The sequence below is a fragment of the Ensifer sp. GW821-FHT05G01 genome (assembly GCF_059419585.1).
Genome location: NZ_JBWKSC010000006.1, coordinates 41,349 through 56,617 on the forward strand (window position 1 = coordinate 41,349; position 15,269 = coordinate 56,617).

At 63.0% G+C, this 15,269-nt stretch carries 15 protein-coding genes; 11 read left to right on the top strand and 4 right to left on the bottom strand.

The window, feature by feature from the left end:
• Nucleotides 1-103: 103 nt before the first annotated feature.
• Nucleotides 104-1,282 (bottom strand): aminotransferase, encoded by a 1,179-nt coding sequence (locus AC07UR_RS16015; protein WP_209791105.1) that lies wholly within the window; start codon nucleotides 1,280-1,282, stop codon nucleotides 104-106.
• Nucleotides 1,283-1,299: 17 nt separating this feature from the next.
• Nucleotides 1,300-2,346, bottom strand: coding sequence for a LysR substrate-binding domain-containing protein (locus AC07UR_RS16020; protein WP_209791104.1), 1,047 nt, complete (start codon nucleotides 2,344-2,346; stop codon nucleotides 1,300-1,302).
• Between the two features lie 221 nt (nucleotides 2,347-2,567).
• Between AC07UR_RS16020 and speB the strand changes: the two genes are divergently transcribed.
• From speB to AC07UR_RS16075, 11 genes are all read left to right on the top strand, one after another.
• Nucleotides 2,568-3,629, top strand: a complete 1,062-nt coding sequence (gene speB / locus AC07UR_RS16025; RefSeq protein WP_209791103.1) for an agmatinase — start codon at nucleotides 2,568-2,570, stop codon at nucleotides 3,627-3,629.
• Nucleotides 3,630-3,724: 95 nt separating this feature from the next.
• A complete protein-coding gene (locus AC07UR_RS16030; RefSeq protein ID WP_209791102.1) occupies nucleotides 3,725-4,519 on the top strand; it encodes a transporter substrate-binding domain-containing protein in 795 nt (264 codons plus the stop codon).
• A gap of 63 nt (nucleotides 4,520-4,582) precedes the next feature.
• Nucleotides 4,583-5,251 (top strand): amino acid ABC transporter permease, encoded by a 669-nt coding sequence (locus tag AC07UR_RS16035; protein WP_209791101.1) that lies wholly within the window; start codon nucleotides 4,583-4,585, stop codon nucleotides 5,249-5,251.
• Nucleotides 5,248-5,895 (top strand): amino acid ABC transporter permease, encoded by a 648-nt coding sequence (locus tag AC07UR_RS16040; protein WP_209791100.1) that lies wholly within the window; start codon nucleotides 5,248-5,250, stop codon nucleotides 5,893-5,895. Before AC07UR_RS16035 ends, AC07UR_RS16040 begins: the two co-directional genes overlap by 4 nt.
• A 73-nt stretch (nucleotides 5,896-5,968) precedes the next feature.
• The gene (locus AC07UR_RS16045) at nucleotides 5,969-7,048 is read left to right on the top strand and encodes an ABC transporter substrate-binding protein (protein WP_173423865.1); all 1,080 of its coding nucleotides are present in this window, start codon (nucleotides 5,969-5,971) and stop codon (nucleotides 7,046-7,048) included.
• A gap of 124 nt (nucleotides 7,049-7,172) precedes the next feature.
• The gene (locus tag AC07UR_RS16050) at nucleotides 7,173-8,210 is read left to right on the top strand and encodes an ABC transporter ATP-binding protein (RefSeq protein ID WP_173423866.1); all 1,038 of its coding nucleotides are present in this window, start codon (nucleotides 7,173-7,175) and stop codon (nucleotides 8,208-8,210) included.
• Complete coding sequence (locus AC07UR_RS16055) at nucleotides 8,207-9,061, top strand: ABC transporter permease (protein ID WP_173423867.1); 855 nt, start codon at nucleotides 8,207-8,209, stop codon at nucleotides 9,059-9,061. The genes AC07UR_RS16050 and AC07UR_RS16055 overlap by 4 nt, the downstream gene beginning before the upstream one ends.
• Nucleotides 9,058-9,858, top strand: a complete 801-nt coding sequence (locus AC07UR_RS16060; RefSeq protein ID WP_209791099.1) for an ABC transporter permease — start codon at nucleotides 9,058-9,060, stop codon at nucleotides 9,856-9,858. The genes AC07UR_RS16055 and AC07UR_RS16060 overlap by 4 nt, the downstream gene beginning before the upstream one ends.
• Nucleotides 9,855-10,634: a carbon-nitrogen hydrolase family protein gene (locus AC07UR_RS16065; RefSeq protein WP_209791098.1), complete on the top strand. Its 780-nt coding sequence runs from the start codon at nucleotides 9,855-9,857 to the stop codon at nucleotides 10,632-10,634. Before AC07UR_RS16060 ends, AC07UR_RS16065 begins: the two co-directional genes overlap by 4 nt.
• A gap of 103 nt (nucleotides 10,635-10,737) precedes the next feature.
• Nucleotides 10,738-11,691, top strand: a complete 954-nt coding sequence (locus tag AC07UR_RS16070; RefSeq protein WP_209791097.1) for a ring-cleaving dioxygenase — start codon at nucleotides 10,738-10,740, stop codon at nucleotides 11,689-11,691.
• Between the two features lie 120 nt (nucleotides 11,692-11,811).
• A complete protein-coding gene (locus tag AC07UR_RS16075) occupies nucleotides 11,812-12,375 on the top strand; it encodes an NADPH-dependent FMN reductase (RefSeq protein ID WP_209791096.1) in 564 nt (187 codons plus the stop codon).
• Nucleotides 12,376-12,680: 305 nt separating this feature from the next.
• Here AC07UR_RS16075 and AC07UR_RS16080 read toward each other — a convergent pair whose 3' ends face one another.
• Nucleotides 12,681-14,234: a VOC family protein gene (locus AC07UR_RS16080; RefSeq protein WP_209791095.1), complete on the bottom strand. Its 1,554-nt coding sequence runs from the start codon at nucleotides 14,232-14,234 to the stop codon at nucleotides 12,681-12,683.
• A 95-nt stretch (nucleotides 14,235-14,329) separates the two neighbouring features.
• The gene (locus tag AC07UR_RS16085; protein WP_209791141.1) at nucleotides 14,330-15,187 is read right to left on the bottom strand and encodes an SDR family NAD(P)-dependent oxidoreductase; all 858 of its coding nucleotides are present in this window, start codon (nucleotides 15,185-15,187) and stop codon (nucleotides 14,330-14,332) included.
• Nucleotides 15,188-15,269 lie beyond the last annotated feature (82 nt).

Genomic DNA, 15,269 nt, shown 5'->3' on the forward strand with positions numbered 1-15,269 from the left:
ATCTCCAAAAAGTGTGAAGCGGTTTTCCGCGAGGAAATGCGTAAAAACAAAGAGGTTGAGCGTTTCCACGTCGCCGACGACGCTGGAAACGCTCTCGTTCGCTTCAGAGACCGGGCAGGTTGAAGCCGGCGAGCCGCTCTTCCAGCTGGCGGATCGTGGCCGCATCGGCATTGGCAAAGGCAAAGCGCAGGTAGTTTTCCTGGCCCTCGCCAAAGTAGTCGCCCGGCAGGCAGACGACGCCGGCGAGTTTCGCCAGTTTCTCGGCGACGAACTGCGAATCGATGTCGGGGAAGGGGTGGCGGATATAGGCGAAGTAGGCGCCGATCGCCTGCAGCTTCCATTGCGGCAGCCGGCTCATGACGTCGCGCAGCGCATCGGCGCGCGCGGCGATCTCGACGCGATTGCCCAGGCGCCACTCAGCAAGCGCCGGAATGGCCCTGGCGACTGCTGCCTGCGCCGAGCGCGGGGCGCAGATCTGCAGGTTGTCCATGATCTTGGTGACCTGATCGACGAGTGCAGGCCCGGCGGTTATCGCGCCGAGCCTATGGCCGGGGATGCAGAAGGATTTGGAGAAGCTGTAGAGGCCGATGAAGCTGTCCTGCCACCCTTCCGTCTGCAGCAGACCGTGCGGTGCAGCACCGGCATCGGGCAGGAAGTCGCGATAGGTTTCGTCGAGGATCAACCAGGTGCCGTTGGCGCGGCAGGCCTCGTGAATGCGCGCCAGAAGCTCAGGCGGATAGATCGCACCGGTCGGGTTGTTTGGCGACACCAGCGCGAGCGCCCGGATGCCTGGCCGCAGCGCAGCGGCGATTGCGTCCACCTCCGGCAGGAAACCGTGACCGGCGTCGCAGGGCACCAGCTCGACATTGATGCCGAGCATCGCCAGCGTCGTTTCCTGGTTGAAGTAGTAGGGGTTGGTCATCAGGATCGTGTCGCCGGCCGAGGCAATTGCCATCGCGGTACAGATGAAAGCCTGGTTGCAGCCCGACGTGATGTGGATGTTGTCGGCCGTGATCGCGGCGCCATAGAGGCTTGCCACATGCGCGCCGTAGGCGTCGCGCAGCACCGCTTCGCCCTCGATCGCGCCATAGCCGGTAAAGGCGGTCGATGCGGCAGCTTCGCCGAGCCAGGCCAGCATGTCCGGGTGCGCCGGATAGCCGGGCACCGCCTGCGACAGGTCGATCAGCGGCCCGCGGGAGCCATCATAGCTTTTCGCCCAAGCGAGCACCGAGGGGACGGGCGGCGGCGAGAGCTTTTCGACGAGCGGATTGAAATGCGGCATGGCGGAGTTCCTATGGCTCAGGCTTTGTTCTTGCGTTTCTGGGGGCGTTCCATGCGTCGGCCACGGGCCGGAGCTGAAACCGGCTGAAAGCCGTCATGCACCGATTTACGATCTGTCGGCTCGGATTTCGAGGCTCGGCTGCGAATAATCGTGCGCGCCGAGGTCTGCAGCTCCGGCATCGGGTCGTTTTCGAGCGCCGAGAACATCCAGTCGATGAAGATGCGCACGATCGGGGCGGCCAGAACCTCGTTACGGCAGGCGACGTAAAAGGCGTCGTTGGCCGGAACTGTCAGGTCGAACGGCGCGATCAGCTCGCCGCGGGCGATCAGGCTGCCGGCGGTGATGGTGTCGCCAAGGGCGACACCCTGATTGTGAAGGGCGGCCTCGGTCGAAAGCCGCGCGTCGCTCATGAAGTGCTGGCGGCCGCGCTGCAGGTCGCTGGCGTCGGCTGCCGCCAGCCAGGTGTTCCATTCGCGCCCGTCGTCGCCGTGCAGCATCACGTGGTCGCGCAGGTCGCGTACGGAGCGCAGTGGCCGCATGTTGAGCAAAGTCGGGCTGACGACCGGGAAGAGGGCGAGCCGGCTCCAGAGCTTCGACCAGCATCCGGGCCAGTTGCCGTCGCCATAGATCAGGCAGACATCGACATCGGACGCATCGAGATAGGCGGCGTCGTTGGAGGCGATCAGCGTCAGGCGCACATCGGGAAACTGCTCGGTGAACAAATGCAGACGCGGGATCAGCCAGAAGGAGAGGAGCGCAGGCACGCAGGTGATGCGCAACTCGCCGCTGGTGGTCGGTCGCGTCATGGCGGCGGTCGCCGCCGCGATCTCGGCAAAGGCGTGGGTGACGGCCGGTAGCAGCAGTGCGCCCTGCGGCGTCAGCTTTAGCCGCTTGCCGCCGCGCTCGAACAGCGTGGCGTTGATCGACAGTTCCAGCGCGCGGATCTGGTGGCTGATAGCGCCGTGGGTGACGTTGAGCTCGCGGGCGGCAGCCGAGACCGAGCCACGGCGCGCCGTCGCCTCGAAGGCGCGCAAGGGGTTCAGGGGCGGCAGGCGGCTGGACAAATCTTGGGGTTCCGGCGGGCTTAAACGATGTGAATTTTTCTCACACGAAACGCTATAACAATGTCAATTGATTTTCCAGCGGATTTGTCACCTAATGCTGCTCAACAAGGGCAAAAAGCCTGGGGAACTTGATAGCGCCGGAGAGAACCGGCCCCATCCGCAGATGTTGATCTGTGGCGCCTTCGTGCGCATTTCCCGGCTGACGTGACGGAGGATTGTGGATGGCCTGGGACGATAAGAAGCTTGGCGAACTCAAGGCGAAATACGGCGAGAGCCATGGCGGCGAGCTGTTCGACCCGACCTTCCGCCGCGTTGCCGACAAGATCTTCACGAAGAGCGGCACCCGCCTTGCGCCCTATTCCGGCATTCCGACCTTCCTGACCGCGCCGCATATGGCCATCGATGCCGACGAGCCTGATTTCGGCAATCTGCAGGTCGCGATTGTCGGCATTCCCATGGATCTCGGCGTCACCAACCGTCCGGGCTCGCGTTTCGGACCGCGGGCGCTGCGTTCGATCGAGCGTATCGGCCCCTATAACCACGTGCTCGGCTGCGCACCGGTTCACGAGCTGCGTGTTGCCGATATCGGCGACGTGCCGTTCCAGAGCCGTTACCGGCTGGAGCTCAGCCATGACGACATCGAAAAGCGCATCAACCAGATCGTCGATGCCGGTGTTCTGCCCTTGTCTGTCGGCGGCGACCATTCGATCACCCATCCGATCCTGAAGGCCGTCGGCAAGAAGAAGCCGGTTGGCATGATCCACATCGATGCCCATTGCGACACCGGCGGTGCCTACGATCTGACCAAGTTCCACCACGGCGGCCCGTTCCGCAACGCGGTGCTTGACGGCGTGCTTGATCCGACCCGCGTCGTGCAGATCGGCATTCGCGGCTCGGCCGAATATCTCTGGGAGTTCTCCTACGAGTCCGGCATGACCGTGATCCATGCGGAGGAAGTGACCGGTCTCGGCATTCCCGCGATCATCGAGAAGGCGAAGAAGATCGTCGGCGACGGCCCGACCTATCTCTCCTTCGACATCGACAGCCTCGACCCGAGCTTTGCGCCGGGCACCGGCACGCCCGAAGTCGGCGGCCTTACCACCCGCGAAGTGCTGGAACTGATCCGCGGCTTCAAGGGCATCAACCTTGTCGGCGGCGATGTCGTCGAGGTCGCGCCGCAATATGATGCGACCACCAACACGGCGCATGCCGGCGCTCAGGTTCTGTTCGAAATCCTCAGCCTCATGGTGTTCAGCCCTGCTGTCACAGGCAAATCGGCTTGACACTTTAGAGAAAGATTCGTCGGCTGCCGGACTGGAAGCGGCAGCCGACCAGAAAATGCCCACAATCAACAATGCTTCCAGACAGGGGAACGACAATGACACTTCAAAAGACAATGAAAGCAGCCTTCGCCGCCGCGCTCATGCTCGGTGCTGCAACCGGTATCGCCCGTGCCGACGCGCTCGCCGACATCAAGTCGGCCGGCGAGATCAAGGTCGGCATCTTCTCCGACTTCCCGCCCTTCTCCTCTGCCAGCGCCGACATGAGCATCAAGGGTTATGACGTCGACGTCGCCCAGCAGATCGCCGACGGCCTCGGCGTCAAGCTGAACCTCGTCAGCGTTACCGGCCAGAACCGCATTCCCTATCTCAACGACAAGCGCGTCGACATCCTGATGAGCGTCGGGTTCTCCAAGGAGCGCGCCGAAGTGATCGACTTCGCAGCCGCCTACGCGCCCTACTACATCGCCGTCATCGGCCCGGCGGACCTCAAGGTCGCCGGCAAGGAAGACCTCGCCGACAAGACCATCGCCGTCAACCGCGGCACGCTGGAAGATACGTCGCTGACCGAGGCGGCCCCGTCGACCGCCGCGATCCAGCGCTTCGACAACTACAATGCCGTGATCCAGGCGTTCATCTCCGGCCAGACCCAGCTGATGGTCGTCGGCAACGACGTCGGCGCGCAGGTGCTGGCCCGCCAGGAGGCGCTGAAGCCGGAGCAGAAGTTCCAGCTCCTGACCTCGCCGTCGCATATCGGCCTCAACAAGAACGAGGAAGCACTGAAGACGGCCGTCAACGACGCCGTTGCCAAGATGCTGGCCGACGGCAAGCTGAACGCCAGCTCCGAGGCCTGGCTGAAGACGCCGCTCAACCCCGAAAACCTCAAGGACTAATCAGCTCTTGACGCCCACGGGGACTTGGCGTCTCCGTGGGCCTTTCGGGGAAAGGTTGCGACGATGGGTTACAGCCTCGATTTCGGATGGCTTCGGGATGCCGCGGGCGCGATTGCCCATGGCGCCATGATGACGCTCTTCCTGATCGCCTGCACCACGGTGCTCGGCATCGTGATCAGCATTCTCTTTGCCGCCGCCCGCCGCAGCCGCTACGGCATCCTGCGCAAGGCGGTTGCGGTCTATGTCGAGGTGATCCGCAACACGCCGTTTCTGGTGCAGCTGTTCTTCATCTACTTCGGCCTGCCGAGCATCGGCATCAGGCTCGATCCGGTCGTTGCCGCGATCCTGGCGATGACGCTCAACATGGCGGCCTACACCACGGAGATCGTTGGCGCCGGCCTCGACGCCGTGCCGAAAGGCCAAGGCGAGGCGGCCTATGCGCTCGGCCTCAGGCCACGTCAGGTTTTCGTCAAGATCATCCTGCCACAGGCGCTGAAAGTCATCTTCCCGGCGCTGATCAGCCAGGTGATCATCATGATGCTGGAATCGGCCGTCGTGTCGCAGATCGCAGTGCGCGAACTCGCCCATGAGGCTGACCTCTTGCAGGCACGCACCTTCCGGTCCTTCGAGACCTATTTTGTCGTCACGCTGATCTATCTGGCTCTGTCGATGGCCATCCGTCGGCTGTTTGTCGCCGGCGGCAGGCGCATGCTGGGAGCGGGCGTGTCATGATCGAATTCACTTTCTGGGACATCCTGCGCAACCTGGTATTCGCCACCCGCTGGACGGTGCTTCTGTCGGCTGTCGCCTTTGCCGGCGGCGCTGCCGTCGGCCTGATGATCCTGTTTGCCCGCATCTCCAAACAGAAGTGGCTGCGTCGGTTCGGTTCGGGCTACATCGCCTTGTTTCAGGGCACGCCGCTGTTGATGCAGCTGTTCCTGATGTTCTTCGGCCTGCCGATGCTCGGCTTTCGCATCGAGCCATGGACGGCTGCGGCACTGGGGCTGACCTTTTATGCCAGCGCCTATCTCGCCGAAATCTGGCGCGGCGGCGTCGAAGCGCTGCCGCTCGGCCAGTGGGATGCCGGTGCCAGCCTGGGTCTGCACCGGTTGCAGGAACTGCGCCTGGTGATCCTGCCGCAAGCGTTTGCGATCACCCGGCCGCCGGCTGTCGGCTTTCTCGTCCAGCTCATCAAGAGCACGGCGCTGACGTCGATCATCGGCTTCGAGGAGCTTCTCAGAACCGCGAATGCGATCAATAATGCAACCTTCGAACCTTTCACGGTCTATGGGCTGGTTGCGGTGATCTTCTTCGTGCTGTGCTATCCGTTGACGCAATATGCACGCATGCTGGAGCGCAAAATACCCGCGCACTGAGACCGAAAATGTGCAAGAAATCAACGAGAACAGGGAACAAGGCGGATCACCGCCGAAACAAAGGAGACAGACGATGATTACAACTTCCATCAAGCGCCGCACGCTGCTCGGCGCGGGCCTTGCCGGCGCCTCGATGCTGGCGATGCCCTCGGTGCTGCGCGCCCAGGACAAGTCGCTGAAGGTCGGCGTTTACGGCGGCTATTTCAAAACCTCGTTCGACAAGAACATCTTCCCGGAATTCACCAAGGCGACGGGCATCGCGGTCGAATCGATCGCCGAGCCGACCGGCGAAGCCTGGCTCGTCCAGCTGGAACAGGCCGCGCGCGCCGGCCAGGCGCCTGCCGACGTCTCGATGATGTCGCAGGTCGCGATGCTTAAGGGCCAGTCGACCGAGCTGTGGACGCCGATCGACATGTCGAAGATCAAGAACAGCTCGAACCTGCTCGACCGCTTCATCAACAAGTACCCTGACGGACGCGTGGCCGGCATCGGTGCCGTCTCCTGGTACATCACCCTCGTCACCAACACCGACGTCTACAAGGAAGCGCCGACCTCTTGGGCTGCGTTCTGGGATCCGGCAAACGCCGACAAGCTTGGCCTGCTGGCGCTGGTTTCCAACTCGTTCCTGCTCGAAGTGACCGCCAAGACCTTCTTCGGCGGCACCAATGCGCTCGACACCGAAGAGGGCATCCTCAAGGTGTTCGACAAGCTTGCCGAAGTGAAGCCGAACGTCCGGCTCTGGTACCGCGACGAGGCGCAGTTCGAGCAGTCGCTGAAGTCAGGCGAAATCCCGATGGGCCAGTACTACCACGACGTGACCGGCCTTGCGGCTGCTGACGGCAATCCGGTGCGCTCGACCTTCCCGAAGGAAGGCGGCATCCAGGATTCCGGTTGCTGGGCGCTGTCGCGCGCGTCGCAGAAGTCCGAGGAAGCCCATATCTTCATCGACTACATGTGCCAGCCTTCGATCCAGGCAACGCTGTCGCGCAAGGTCGGCACGTCGCCGACCGTCAAGCGCGAAGTCACCGACCTGACGGACAAGGAATTCGCAGCCGTTTCGTCGGATATCGAGCCGATCGTGCCGCGCTACGACCTGTACCAGTCCAAGTCCGATTGGCTGAACCAGAAGTGGACCGAGCTGATCGTCGGCTGATTGCGACGACCAACCTCCTCGCCTCGGCGGGGAGGGCCTATGCTGACTGACGGGGAGGGCCCACGGGCTACTCCCCGCCCTTGCCCCTCCCATGATGAGGAGGGGACATTTCCGCGGAGAGACAATGTCCGGACTTGCCCTTCAAAACGTCGTCAAGGAATTCGGGTCCTTCAGAGCCGTCAACAATGTCGAGCTCAACGTGCCTCACGGGACGTTCGTCTGCATGCTCGGGCCTTCCGGCTGCGGCAAGACCACGCTTCTGCGCATGATTGCCGGCCTTGACCTGCCGACCGGCGGGGCGATCCGGCTCGATGGCGAAGACATCACCCATGTGCCGACGCATAAGCGCAATCTCGGCATGGTGTTCCAGTCGCTGGCACTGTTCCCGCATCTGACCGTCGGCGAGAACATCGCCTATCCCTTGCGCATCCGCGGTGCGGCAAAGGAGGACCAGAAGAAGCGGGTCGACGAGCTGCTGTCGATGATCCATCTCACCGGCTATGCCGACAGACCCGTTGCCAAGCTTTCCGGCGGCCAGCGCCAGCGCGTGGCGATTGCCCGGGCGCTTGCGATCTCGCCCAAGCTTTTCCTGCTCGACGAGCCACTTTCGGCGCTCGACGCCAAGCTGCGCGAGGCGATGCAGGTGGAATTGCGCCAGCTGCAGCAGAAACTGGGGATCACCACCATCGTCGTTACCCACGACCAGCGCGAAGCGATGACCATGGCCGACACGGTCGTCGTCATGAACGGCGGCGAAATCCGCCAGGCCGCATCGCCGATCGAGATCTACCGCCGCCCTGCCGATAGCTTTGTCGCCGACTTCATCGGCCAGACCAATCTGCTCGAGGTGCAGGCCGACAGCGCTGGCCGCGTCGAGGTGCTGGGCCAGCCGATTGCCGGCCTCGCCTTGCCGGCGGGTGCATCCAAGGGAACGCTGTCGGTTCGCCCTGAAGACGTGCACCTGACGGCGCCGGGCGCCGGCGCGCTCTCGGGCAAGGTCACCTTCGTGCGCGATCTCGGCGGCACGATCGAAACTTTCGTCGACATTGCCGGCCGTCAGATCGTCGCGGTCTCGACGCCGCGCGCCCGGCCAGACGTCACCGTCGGCCAGGAGGTCGGCATCGCGCTCACGCCTGACGTTTGCGTGGTGCTGAAGAAATGAGACGCGAACCTCCGCAAAAACTCGGCGATTACGCCCCGCTTCTCTTTCCCGCAGCGATGCTGACGATCTTCTTCGTCGTGCCGTTCGGCACGATGATCGCCGTCAGCTTTTTTCAACGTCTGCAGGGTGGTTTCTACACGCCGGCCTTCGTCTTCGACAATTATGCGCGCTTCCTCTCCGCTTTCTTCGGCGGCGTGCTCGGCTTTTCGCTGTTCCTGGCGATCACCGTCGCGATCTGCTGCGTCGTGCTGGCGCTGCCCTTCACTTACATGCTGACGCGCATGGGCCGGAAGGTGCAGGTGGTCTGGCTTGTGGCGCTCTTGTCGATCCTGTCGCTATCGGAAGTCATCATCGGCTTTGCCTGGTCGACGCTGTTTTCGCGCACCGCAGGGATCACCAACATTCTGGTCGCGCTCGGGATCATGTCGGAAGCCAAGGCACTGACGCCGAGCTTCGGCGCGGTTCTGACCGGCATGGTCTACCAGGCGTTCCCCTATACGGTGCTGGTGCTGTTTCCGGCCCTCGTGCGGCTTGACCCGACGCTGACGGAAGCTGCCCGGACGCTCGGCGCATCGCCGCTCAAGGCCTTCTTCACCGTCGTCGTGCCGGCGCTCAGAAACACCATCACCGCCACGCTGATCATGGTCTTCATCTTCGCGCTCGGCTCTTATCTGTTGCCGCAGCTGCTCGGCCGGCCGCAGCACTGGACGCTGTCGGTGCTGATCACCGACCAGGCGATCTACCAGTCGAACATGCCTTTCGCTGCGGCGATGGCGGTGTTCCTGGTGCTGGTGACGCTTGGGCTCGTGGCGCTGACCGTGATTGCCGGACGCAAGGGAGAAGCGGCATGACCTCGATCTTCCGCAAGGCCTATTTCTTCCTGATCGGGCTGTTCCTGGCGCTGCCGATCATTGTCGTTGCCGGCGTCTCGGTCAACGCCAAGCAGACGCTGGCCTTCCCGCCGCAGGGCTTTTCGCTCTCCTGGTACGGCGAGATCTTTTTCAATCCGGAATGGCGCAGCGCGCTGTTTGCCTCCGTCACGCTGGCGCTCTTGTCAGCGGCGCTCGCGGTTGCCATCGCGCTGCCGCTCGCCTGGTTCCTCTGGCGGCGCATCGCACCCTGGGCCAACATTTTCCAGGTGCTCGGCGTTGCGCCCTTCACGCTTCCGCCCGTCATCACCGCGCTTGGCATGCTCACCTTCTGGGCCACCGTCGGCTTTTACGGCCAGCCATGGACCGCGGTCGTCAGCCACGCGATCTTCTTCGTCACCCTCCCGCTGGTGACCTTGTCGCTCGGCTTTACCTCGATCGACCGGTCGCTGGTCGAGGCGGCCGCGACGATGGGCGCCGACGAGCGCACGATCTTCCGCACGGTCGTCCTGCCGCTGATCCTGCCTTACATAGTCTCCGGCTACGCCTTCGCCTTCGTGCTCTCACTCAACGAATATATCGTTGCCTACATGACGGTCGGCTTCACCATGGAAACGCTGCCGATCAAGATCTTCAACGCGCTTCGCTACGGCTACACGCCGACGATGGCGTCGGTGACCGTTCTGTTTGTCACCACCGCCGCCGTGATCTTCGGTCTCGTTGCCCGTTTCGGTGACCTGCCGAAGCTGCTTGGCGCCATGTCATCGGACGGAAAATGATGAAACTCGCCGCTCTCCAGATGCAATCGGCCTGCGGCGACGTTGCCGCCAATCTCGACCGCCTCGCGCGGGCGGCAAGGGAAGCGGCGTCGAAGGGCGCGACGCTTTTGTTGACGCCGGAACTCGGGCTCACCGGCTATGGGGCGGGGGATGCGATCCGCGCTCTCGCCGAACCGATCGATGGACCTATCGTCCGGCGCCTGGTGGAGATATCGCGGGAAACCGGTATCGCGCTGATCGCCGGGTTTGCCGAGCGGGACGGGGACGTCGTCTATAACAGTGCCGTCCATGTTGATGGTGATGCGAAGCCGACGGTCTACCGGAAATCGCATCTCTATGGCGACTACGAGCGCTCGCATTTTGCGCCGGAGAGACCGTCAACGAAGCTCTTCGTCCATCGCGGCGTCACCTGCGGCATGCTGATCTGCTATGACGTCGAGTTTCCGGAGAATGTGCGTCGGCTGGCCCTGGCCGGCGCCGAGGCCGTTCTGGTGCCGACGGCGCTGCCGGCCGGATGGTCGGGCACCTTCATCGCCGATCACATGATCCAGACACGGGCCTTCGAGAACCAGGTCTTCGTGGCCTATATCAACCATTGCGGTTCCGATCCGCTGTTTTCCTTCGCCGGCCTGTCGCGCATCGCCTCTCCGGACGGACAGGTGCTGGCAAAGGGCGACGCGGCCCATGAAGCGCTGATGATTGCCGATATCGATCCGGCGAGCTTCGCGGTCTCGCGTCTGGAAAACACCTATCTCGGCGATCTGAATCGCGCCTGACATCGTTCACTCCGGAAGAACAATCCGTTCTTGATCGTCTCCTTTTGATAGTGCCGTGCCGACCCATATTGTGCTCAACGGAAAAGCCACATTGGAGGCAATCATGAGCTTGCAACTGACCGGTATTCATCATCTGACGGCGATCACGGCGAACGCGCCGGAGAACCTGCGTTTCTACACCAAGGTTCTCGGGCTGCGCCTGGTCAAGAAGACCGTCAATCAGGACGATACCACCGCCTATCACCTTTTTTACGCCGACGGCCAGGCTACGCCCGGCACGGACCTGACCTTCTTTGACTGGCCGGTTGGCCGCGAAGGTCGCGGTACGCACAGTATCTCGCGCACCGGCCTGCGGGTCGGCAGCGCCGACAGCGTTCGCTGGTGGAAGGTGCATCTCGATGAGATGAAGGTGACTGCCGGCGACGTCAGTGATCTCGATGGCCGCACCTCGCTCGACTTCGAGGACGGCGAAGGCCAGCGTTTCCGGTTGATCGACGATGGCGGGCTTTCGCCCTCGCACCCGTGGGAAAAGAGCTCGGTTCCTTCAGAGCACCAGATCAAGGGGCTTGGTCCCATCACTATCAGCGTGCCCGACATCACCAACACCGAGTTGGTGTTGACGCAGGTGATGAACATGACTGAGGCGAGACGCTATCCGTCGCCGGATGGCGAGGGCCAGGTACATGTGTTCTCGATGGGCGAGGGCGGTCCTGCGGCCGAACTGCATGTGGCTGTCCAGCCGGGCCTGCCGATTGCCCGCCAGGGCGCCGGCGCCGTGCATCACGTCGCCTTCCGGGCACCGGATACCGACGCGCTGACGGCGTGGACCGAGCGCCTGCAGGGCTTCCGCCTGCCGTCGAGCGGCGAAGTCGAACGCTATTATTTCCGCTCGCTCTATTTCCGCGAGCCGAACGGCGTGCTCTTCGAGATCGCCACCGACGGGCCTGGTTTTGCCGTCGACGAACCGATGGAGACGCTGGGTGAAAGCCTGTCGCTGCCGCCGTTCCTGGAGCCGAAGCGGCCCCAGATCGAGGCACGGCTGAAGCCGCTGGAATAGTGATGAAAAACAGAAAGCCGGGGCTCGTCCCCGGCTTTTTCGTCTATATCCCACTGATCCCATTGGCTTTCTGGCGGGACCGACCCATGATGGCGCCAACGCGCAACAAAGGGTCAGATCATGGTGAAAATCCTCGGCATTTCAGGAAGTCTGCGGCGGGCGTCGTTCAACACCGGCCTGATGCAGGCGGCGGCAGTTGACGCGCCCGATGGTGTCGAATTCGAAACCGCGACGCTCCACGGCATTCCGCTCTATGACGGCGATGTCGAGGCAAAGGACGGAATCCCTGAAGCGGTCACCGGCCTGAAGCAAAAGATCATGGCCGCCGATGGCGTGATCCTGTTCACGCCCGAATACAACAATTCGATACCCGGCGTTTTCAAGAATGCGATCGACTGGCTGAGCCGGCCGTCGGCCGATATCGCCAAGGTGTTTCGCGGCCGTCACTTCGCGCTTGCCGGCACGTCGCCGGGAAACTTCGGCACGATCCTCAGCCAGAATGCCTGGCTGCCGGTCATGCGCACGCTTGGCGCCGAACTCTGGTCGGGCAAACGGCTGATGCTGCCGCGGGCGGAAACCCTGTTTGACGAGAATGGGACGCTGAGCGATGCCGAAGCCGGCGCTAGGCTGAGCGCATTCGTCAAAGCTTTTGCGGACTTTGCGGGGGCGGAGAGCAGTCGCTAGAGCGTTTCCGATTTAGACGGAAACACAGAAACGCTCTATATCTCTGTTTTTACGCATTTCCTGACGGAAAACCGCTCCGCACTTTTCCTGGAAATGCTTTAGGAGCTGCAGTCATAGGGCGGCTTTAGGTGCGGCCACGGCAACAACCCATCTCCGACGTTTGTCTTCCTCGGGCTTGACCCGACGATCCATCATGGTTGTGCGCCTAACCGATCTCCGTCATGCTCGGGTCAAGCCCGAGCATGACGGAGGGTGCGGGTCGGCCGCGGCCGCGGCTCCGAAATCCGCCGGCCGACTGCGAACCCTCAGACGCCTTCTTTCTCCAGCCATTGCTGGATAGCGGCGATATCAGGAGCGCCGATCTCGTGGCCCATGTCGAGATCAAGGGCCGTGAGGCTGGCACCGGTCTTTGCAAGCTCCGCTTTGAGCCGTGGTGCGAACTGGCCGTAGCTGTCGGACTTGCCAGTCAAAAGCAGGATGTTCGTGCCTGCAAGGTCCGGCGTGGGCATATCGTCGAGGACGAGCATCGAGCGCATCAGCACCACGTTCCGGATCAGACCGGGGTGCAGCGTCATCAGCGCGACCAGTAGATTGGCGCCGTTCGAATAGCCGATGAACACGACCTTTGACAGATCGATACCGTAGCCGTCGCGCGCGCCTTCGAGAAAGGCGGCAAAGGCATCGGCTTCGGCGCGCGCGTCCTTCTGGTCGAAGGTGGTCGAGGAATAGCGCCGGAACCAGCGCGGCGAGCCTTCTTCAGTGGAGCGGCCGCGAACGCCGAGCAGCGTGGCTTTATCGTCAACCTGATGGCCGAGGTGCAGCAGTTGCGTCTCGTTGCCGCCGCTGCCGTGCAGAAGCACGAAGGTGCGGCCGTCGGGCGTCTCCGGATGATAGAAGCGGTGAACGAAGGGCAGGTCGCGCTCCGTCAAGCGCGGCTCGCCCGGCAGCGCGAATTGCGGCAGGCTGACCAGCGTTTCCGCAGTGCGATCGGCGAAGTGGGCCGGGATGAACAGCTGCGTGCCGAGCGTTTCCTTCGGTTCATCCAAGGTGAAGCCGGGTTTGTCCGTGGCAAATTCGTAGAGCGAACCGCCGGGTTCGCGGGCGTAGAGCGAATAGAAGTACTTGCGATCATGGGCGTTGACGGTGGCATCGTCGCGCTTCAGGTCGTCGCGAACCTTCAGCACGGTTTCCTTGTCGGGGGCGCGAAAGGCGATGTGATCGATCGTGCCGGTGCCGGGTGCTGCGGTCCAGAAGCCGGTGGCGTCGCGCACGTCGATAATGTCGCCCGATTGCGAGGTAAAGCGACGGATGGTGTCGGTGGCGCCGGTTTCGACATAGCCGAAATGCTCGGCGAGGAAGCGGGCGGAGTCGGCCGGCTGCTCCGTCAGGATCGTCGCGCCGCGCAGGCGCCGGATGGCGTCCGCTTCGGGAATGTCGCGCGTGCTCCAGGGCGAGGCTGCCGAAAGAGTGGCCGTTCCAACAAGCTTGACGATGACACCGTCCGGGTCCTTCAGCCGCAGTACTGGCTCGCCGAATTCCTGGGCCGGACCGGAGATCTTGATGTTGTGCTGCAATGTGCGCGTCAGCCAGAAGCCGATGCTTTCAGGCGCGATGGCAAAGGCGATTTCGCTCGGCTGGCCGTGGCCGACGCGGCCGGGTGCGCCGTCTTCCCACATCAGGAAAGTGACAAGCGAGCCGGGGGACCCTTCGGCGTCGCCGTAGAAGAGATGGAGCTGGGTCGCATCCTCGTAGCCGCCGGTCCGCTTGACGAGGCGCAGGCCGAGAAAGCCGACGTAAAAATCGACGTTCGCCTGCACCTTGCGGGCAATCAGCGTGATGTGGTGGATGCCGCTCGTCATGTGTCGTCTCCCGATATGATGCGCTCACAAACCACATGCAGGTCATCCGCGCCAGAACCCCGGCGGAGAACGCTGTGTTCAACGCGGGCGGAAAATCAGTTCCGGTCCTTGGAGAGGAAGGCCTTGAAGGCATCGGCAAAATCCGGATGCCAGCGCGACAGCGGCGGTCGGTTCTCGACGATGTCGCCGGCCGCCCACAGGATGCGCTTCTCGTCGGTGGACCTCACGACGTCGTTGTCAGGGCAGAGAATATAGAAATCGCCGCGCTCCAGGCTTTCCATCATGAAGTCGACGGTCTGGTCGGACGTCCAGGCGCCCTCGGGTTTTTCCGTGCGGCCATTGGCGGTGAGAGACGTATAGACGAAACCGGGAATGAGCAGATGGGCGTGGACCTGTCCTCCGGCGATGTTGCGCAGGTCATGTTCGAGCGCCTCGGTGAACGCCTTCACGCCGGCCTTCGAAACATTGTAGGCGGGATCGCCGGGAGGCGTGGTGATGCCCTGCTTCGAGCCGGTGTTGATGATCACGGCCGGTTGCCCATGGGCAGTCATGTGCGGCGCGAAGACGCGCGAACCATTGATGACGCCCCAGAGATTGACGGCGAGCACCGCCTCCCAGTTTGCCTGCGGACCGAACATGGCGCTGCCCGGCTGAATGCCGGCATTGTTCATCAACACGTGGACGGACCCGAAGCGCTCGCGCACGGCGTGCAGCAGCGCTTCGATATTCTCAAGGCGGGAGACATCGGTGGGAATGGCGACAACGTACGTCGTGCCATGCGGCGAAAGCTCGGAGACCTCGGCTGCGGCTTGCGCCAGGCGTTCACCCTCGAGATCGGCTAGCACGACGCGCATCCCGAGCCGTGCGAAGCGGCGGGCGCTGGCAAGGCCGATGCCGGAGGCGGCACCGGTGACGACGGCAAGGTGATCGGCGGCAAAGGCGGGATGAGACATGGCGGCGGCTCCAGCGGGCAGGATCTGACGCAAGAGATAGGGCACGACCTGATGGCTGTCCATCGTCACAGGACATGCCTGA

Excerpts from the sequence above, each read along its gene's own strand:
- AC07UR_RS16050 (WP_173423866.1), top strand. The coding sequence starts at position 7,173 with ATGTCCGGACTTGCCCTTCAAAACGTCGTCAAGGAATTCGGGTCCTTC.
- AC07UR_RS16040 (WP_209791100.1), top strand. The coding sequence starts at position 5,248 with ATGATCGAATTCACTTTCTGGGACATCCTGCGCAACCTGGTATTCGCC.
- AC07UR_RS16080 (WP_209791095.1), bottom strand. The coding sequence starts at position 14,234 with ATGACGAGCGGCATCCACCACATCACGCTGATTGCCCGCAAGGTGCAG.
- AC07UR_RS16085 (WP_209791141.1), bottom strand. The coding sequence starts at position 15,187 with ATGTCTCATCCCGCCTTTGCCGCCGATCACCTTGCCGTCGTCACCGGT.
- AC07UR_RS16035 (WP_209791101.1), top strand. The coding sequence starts at position 4,583 with ATGGGTTACAGCCTCGATTTCGGATGGCTTCGGGATGCCGCGGGCGCG.
- AC07UR_RS16060 (WP_209791099.1), top strand. The coding sequence starts at position 9,058 with ATGACCTCGATCTTCCGCAAGGCCTATTTCTTCCTGATCGGGCTGTTC.
- AC07UR_RS16065 (WP_209791098.1), top strand. The coding sequence starts at position 9,855 with ATGATGAAACTCGCCGCTCTCCAGATGCAATCGGCCTGCGGCGACGTT.
- AC07UR_RS16045 (WP_173423865.1), top strand. The coding sequence starts at position 5,969 with ATGATTACAACTTCCATCAAGCGCCGCACGCTGCTCGGCGCGGGCCTT.
- AC07UR_RS16015 (WP_209791105.1), bottom strand. The coding sequence starts at position 1,282 with ATGCCGCATTTCAATCCGCTCGTCGAAAAGCTCTCGCCGCCGCCCGTC.
- AC07UR_RS16075 (WP_209791096.1), top strand. The coding sequence starts at position 11,812 with ATGGTGAAAATCCTCGGCATTTCAGGAAGTCTGCGGCGGGCGTCGTTC.
- speB (WP_209791103.1), top strand. The coding sequence starts at position 2,568 with ATGGCCTGGGACGATAAGAAGCTTGGCGAACTCAAGGCGAAATACGGC.
- AC07UR_RS16055 (WP_173423867.1), top strand. The coding sequence starts at position 8,207 with ATGAGACGCGAACCTCCGCAAAAACTCGGCGATTACGCCCCGCTTCTC.
- AC07UR_RS16070 (WP_209791097.1), top strand. The coding sequence starts at position 10,738 with ATGAGCTTGCAACTGACCGGTATTCATCATCTGACGGCGATCACGGCG.
- AC07UR_RS16030 (WP_209791102.1), top strand. The coding sequence starts at position 3,725 with ATGACACTTCAAAAGACAATGAAAGCAGCCTTCGCCGCCGCGCTCATG.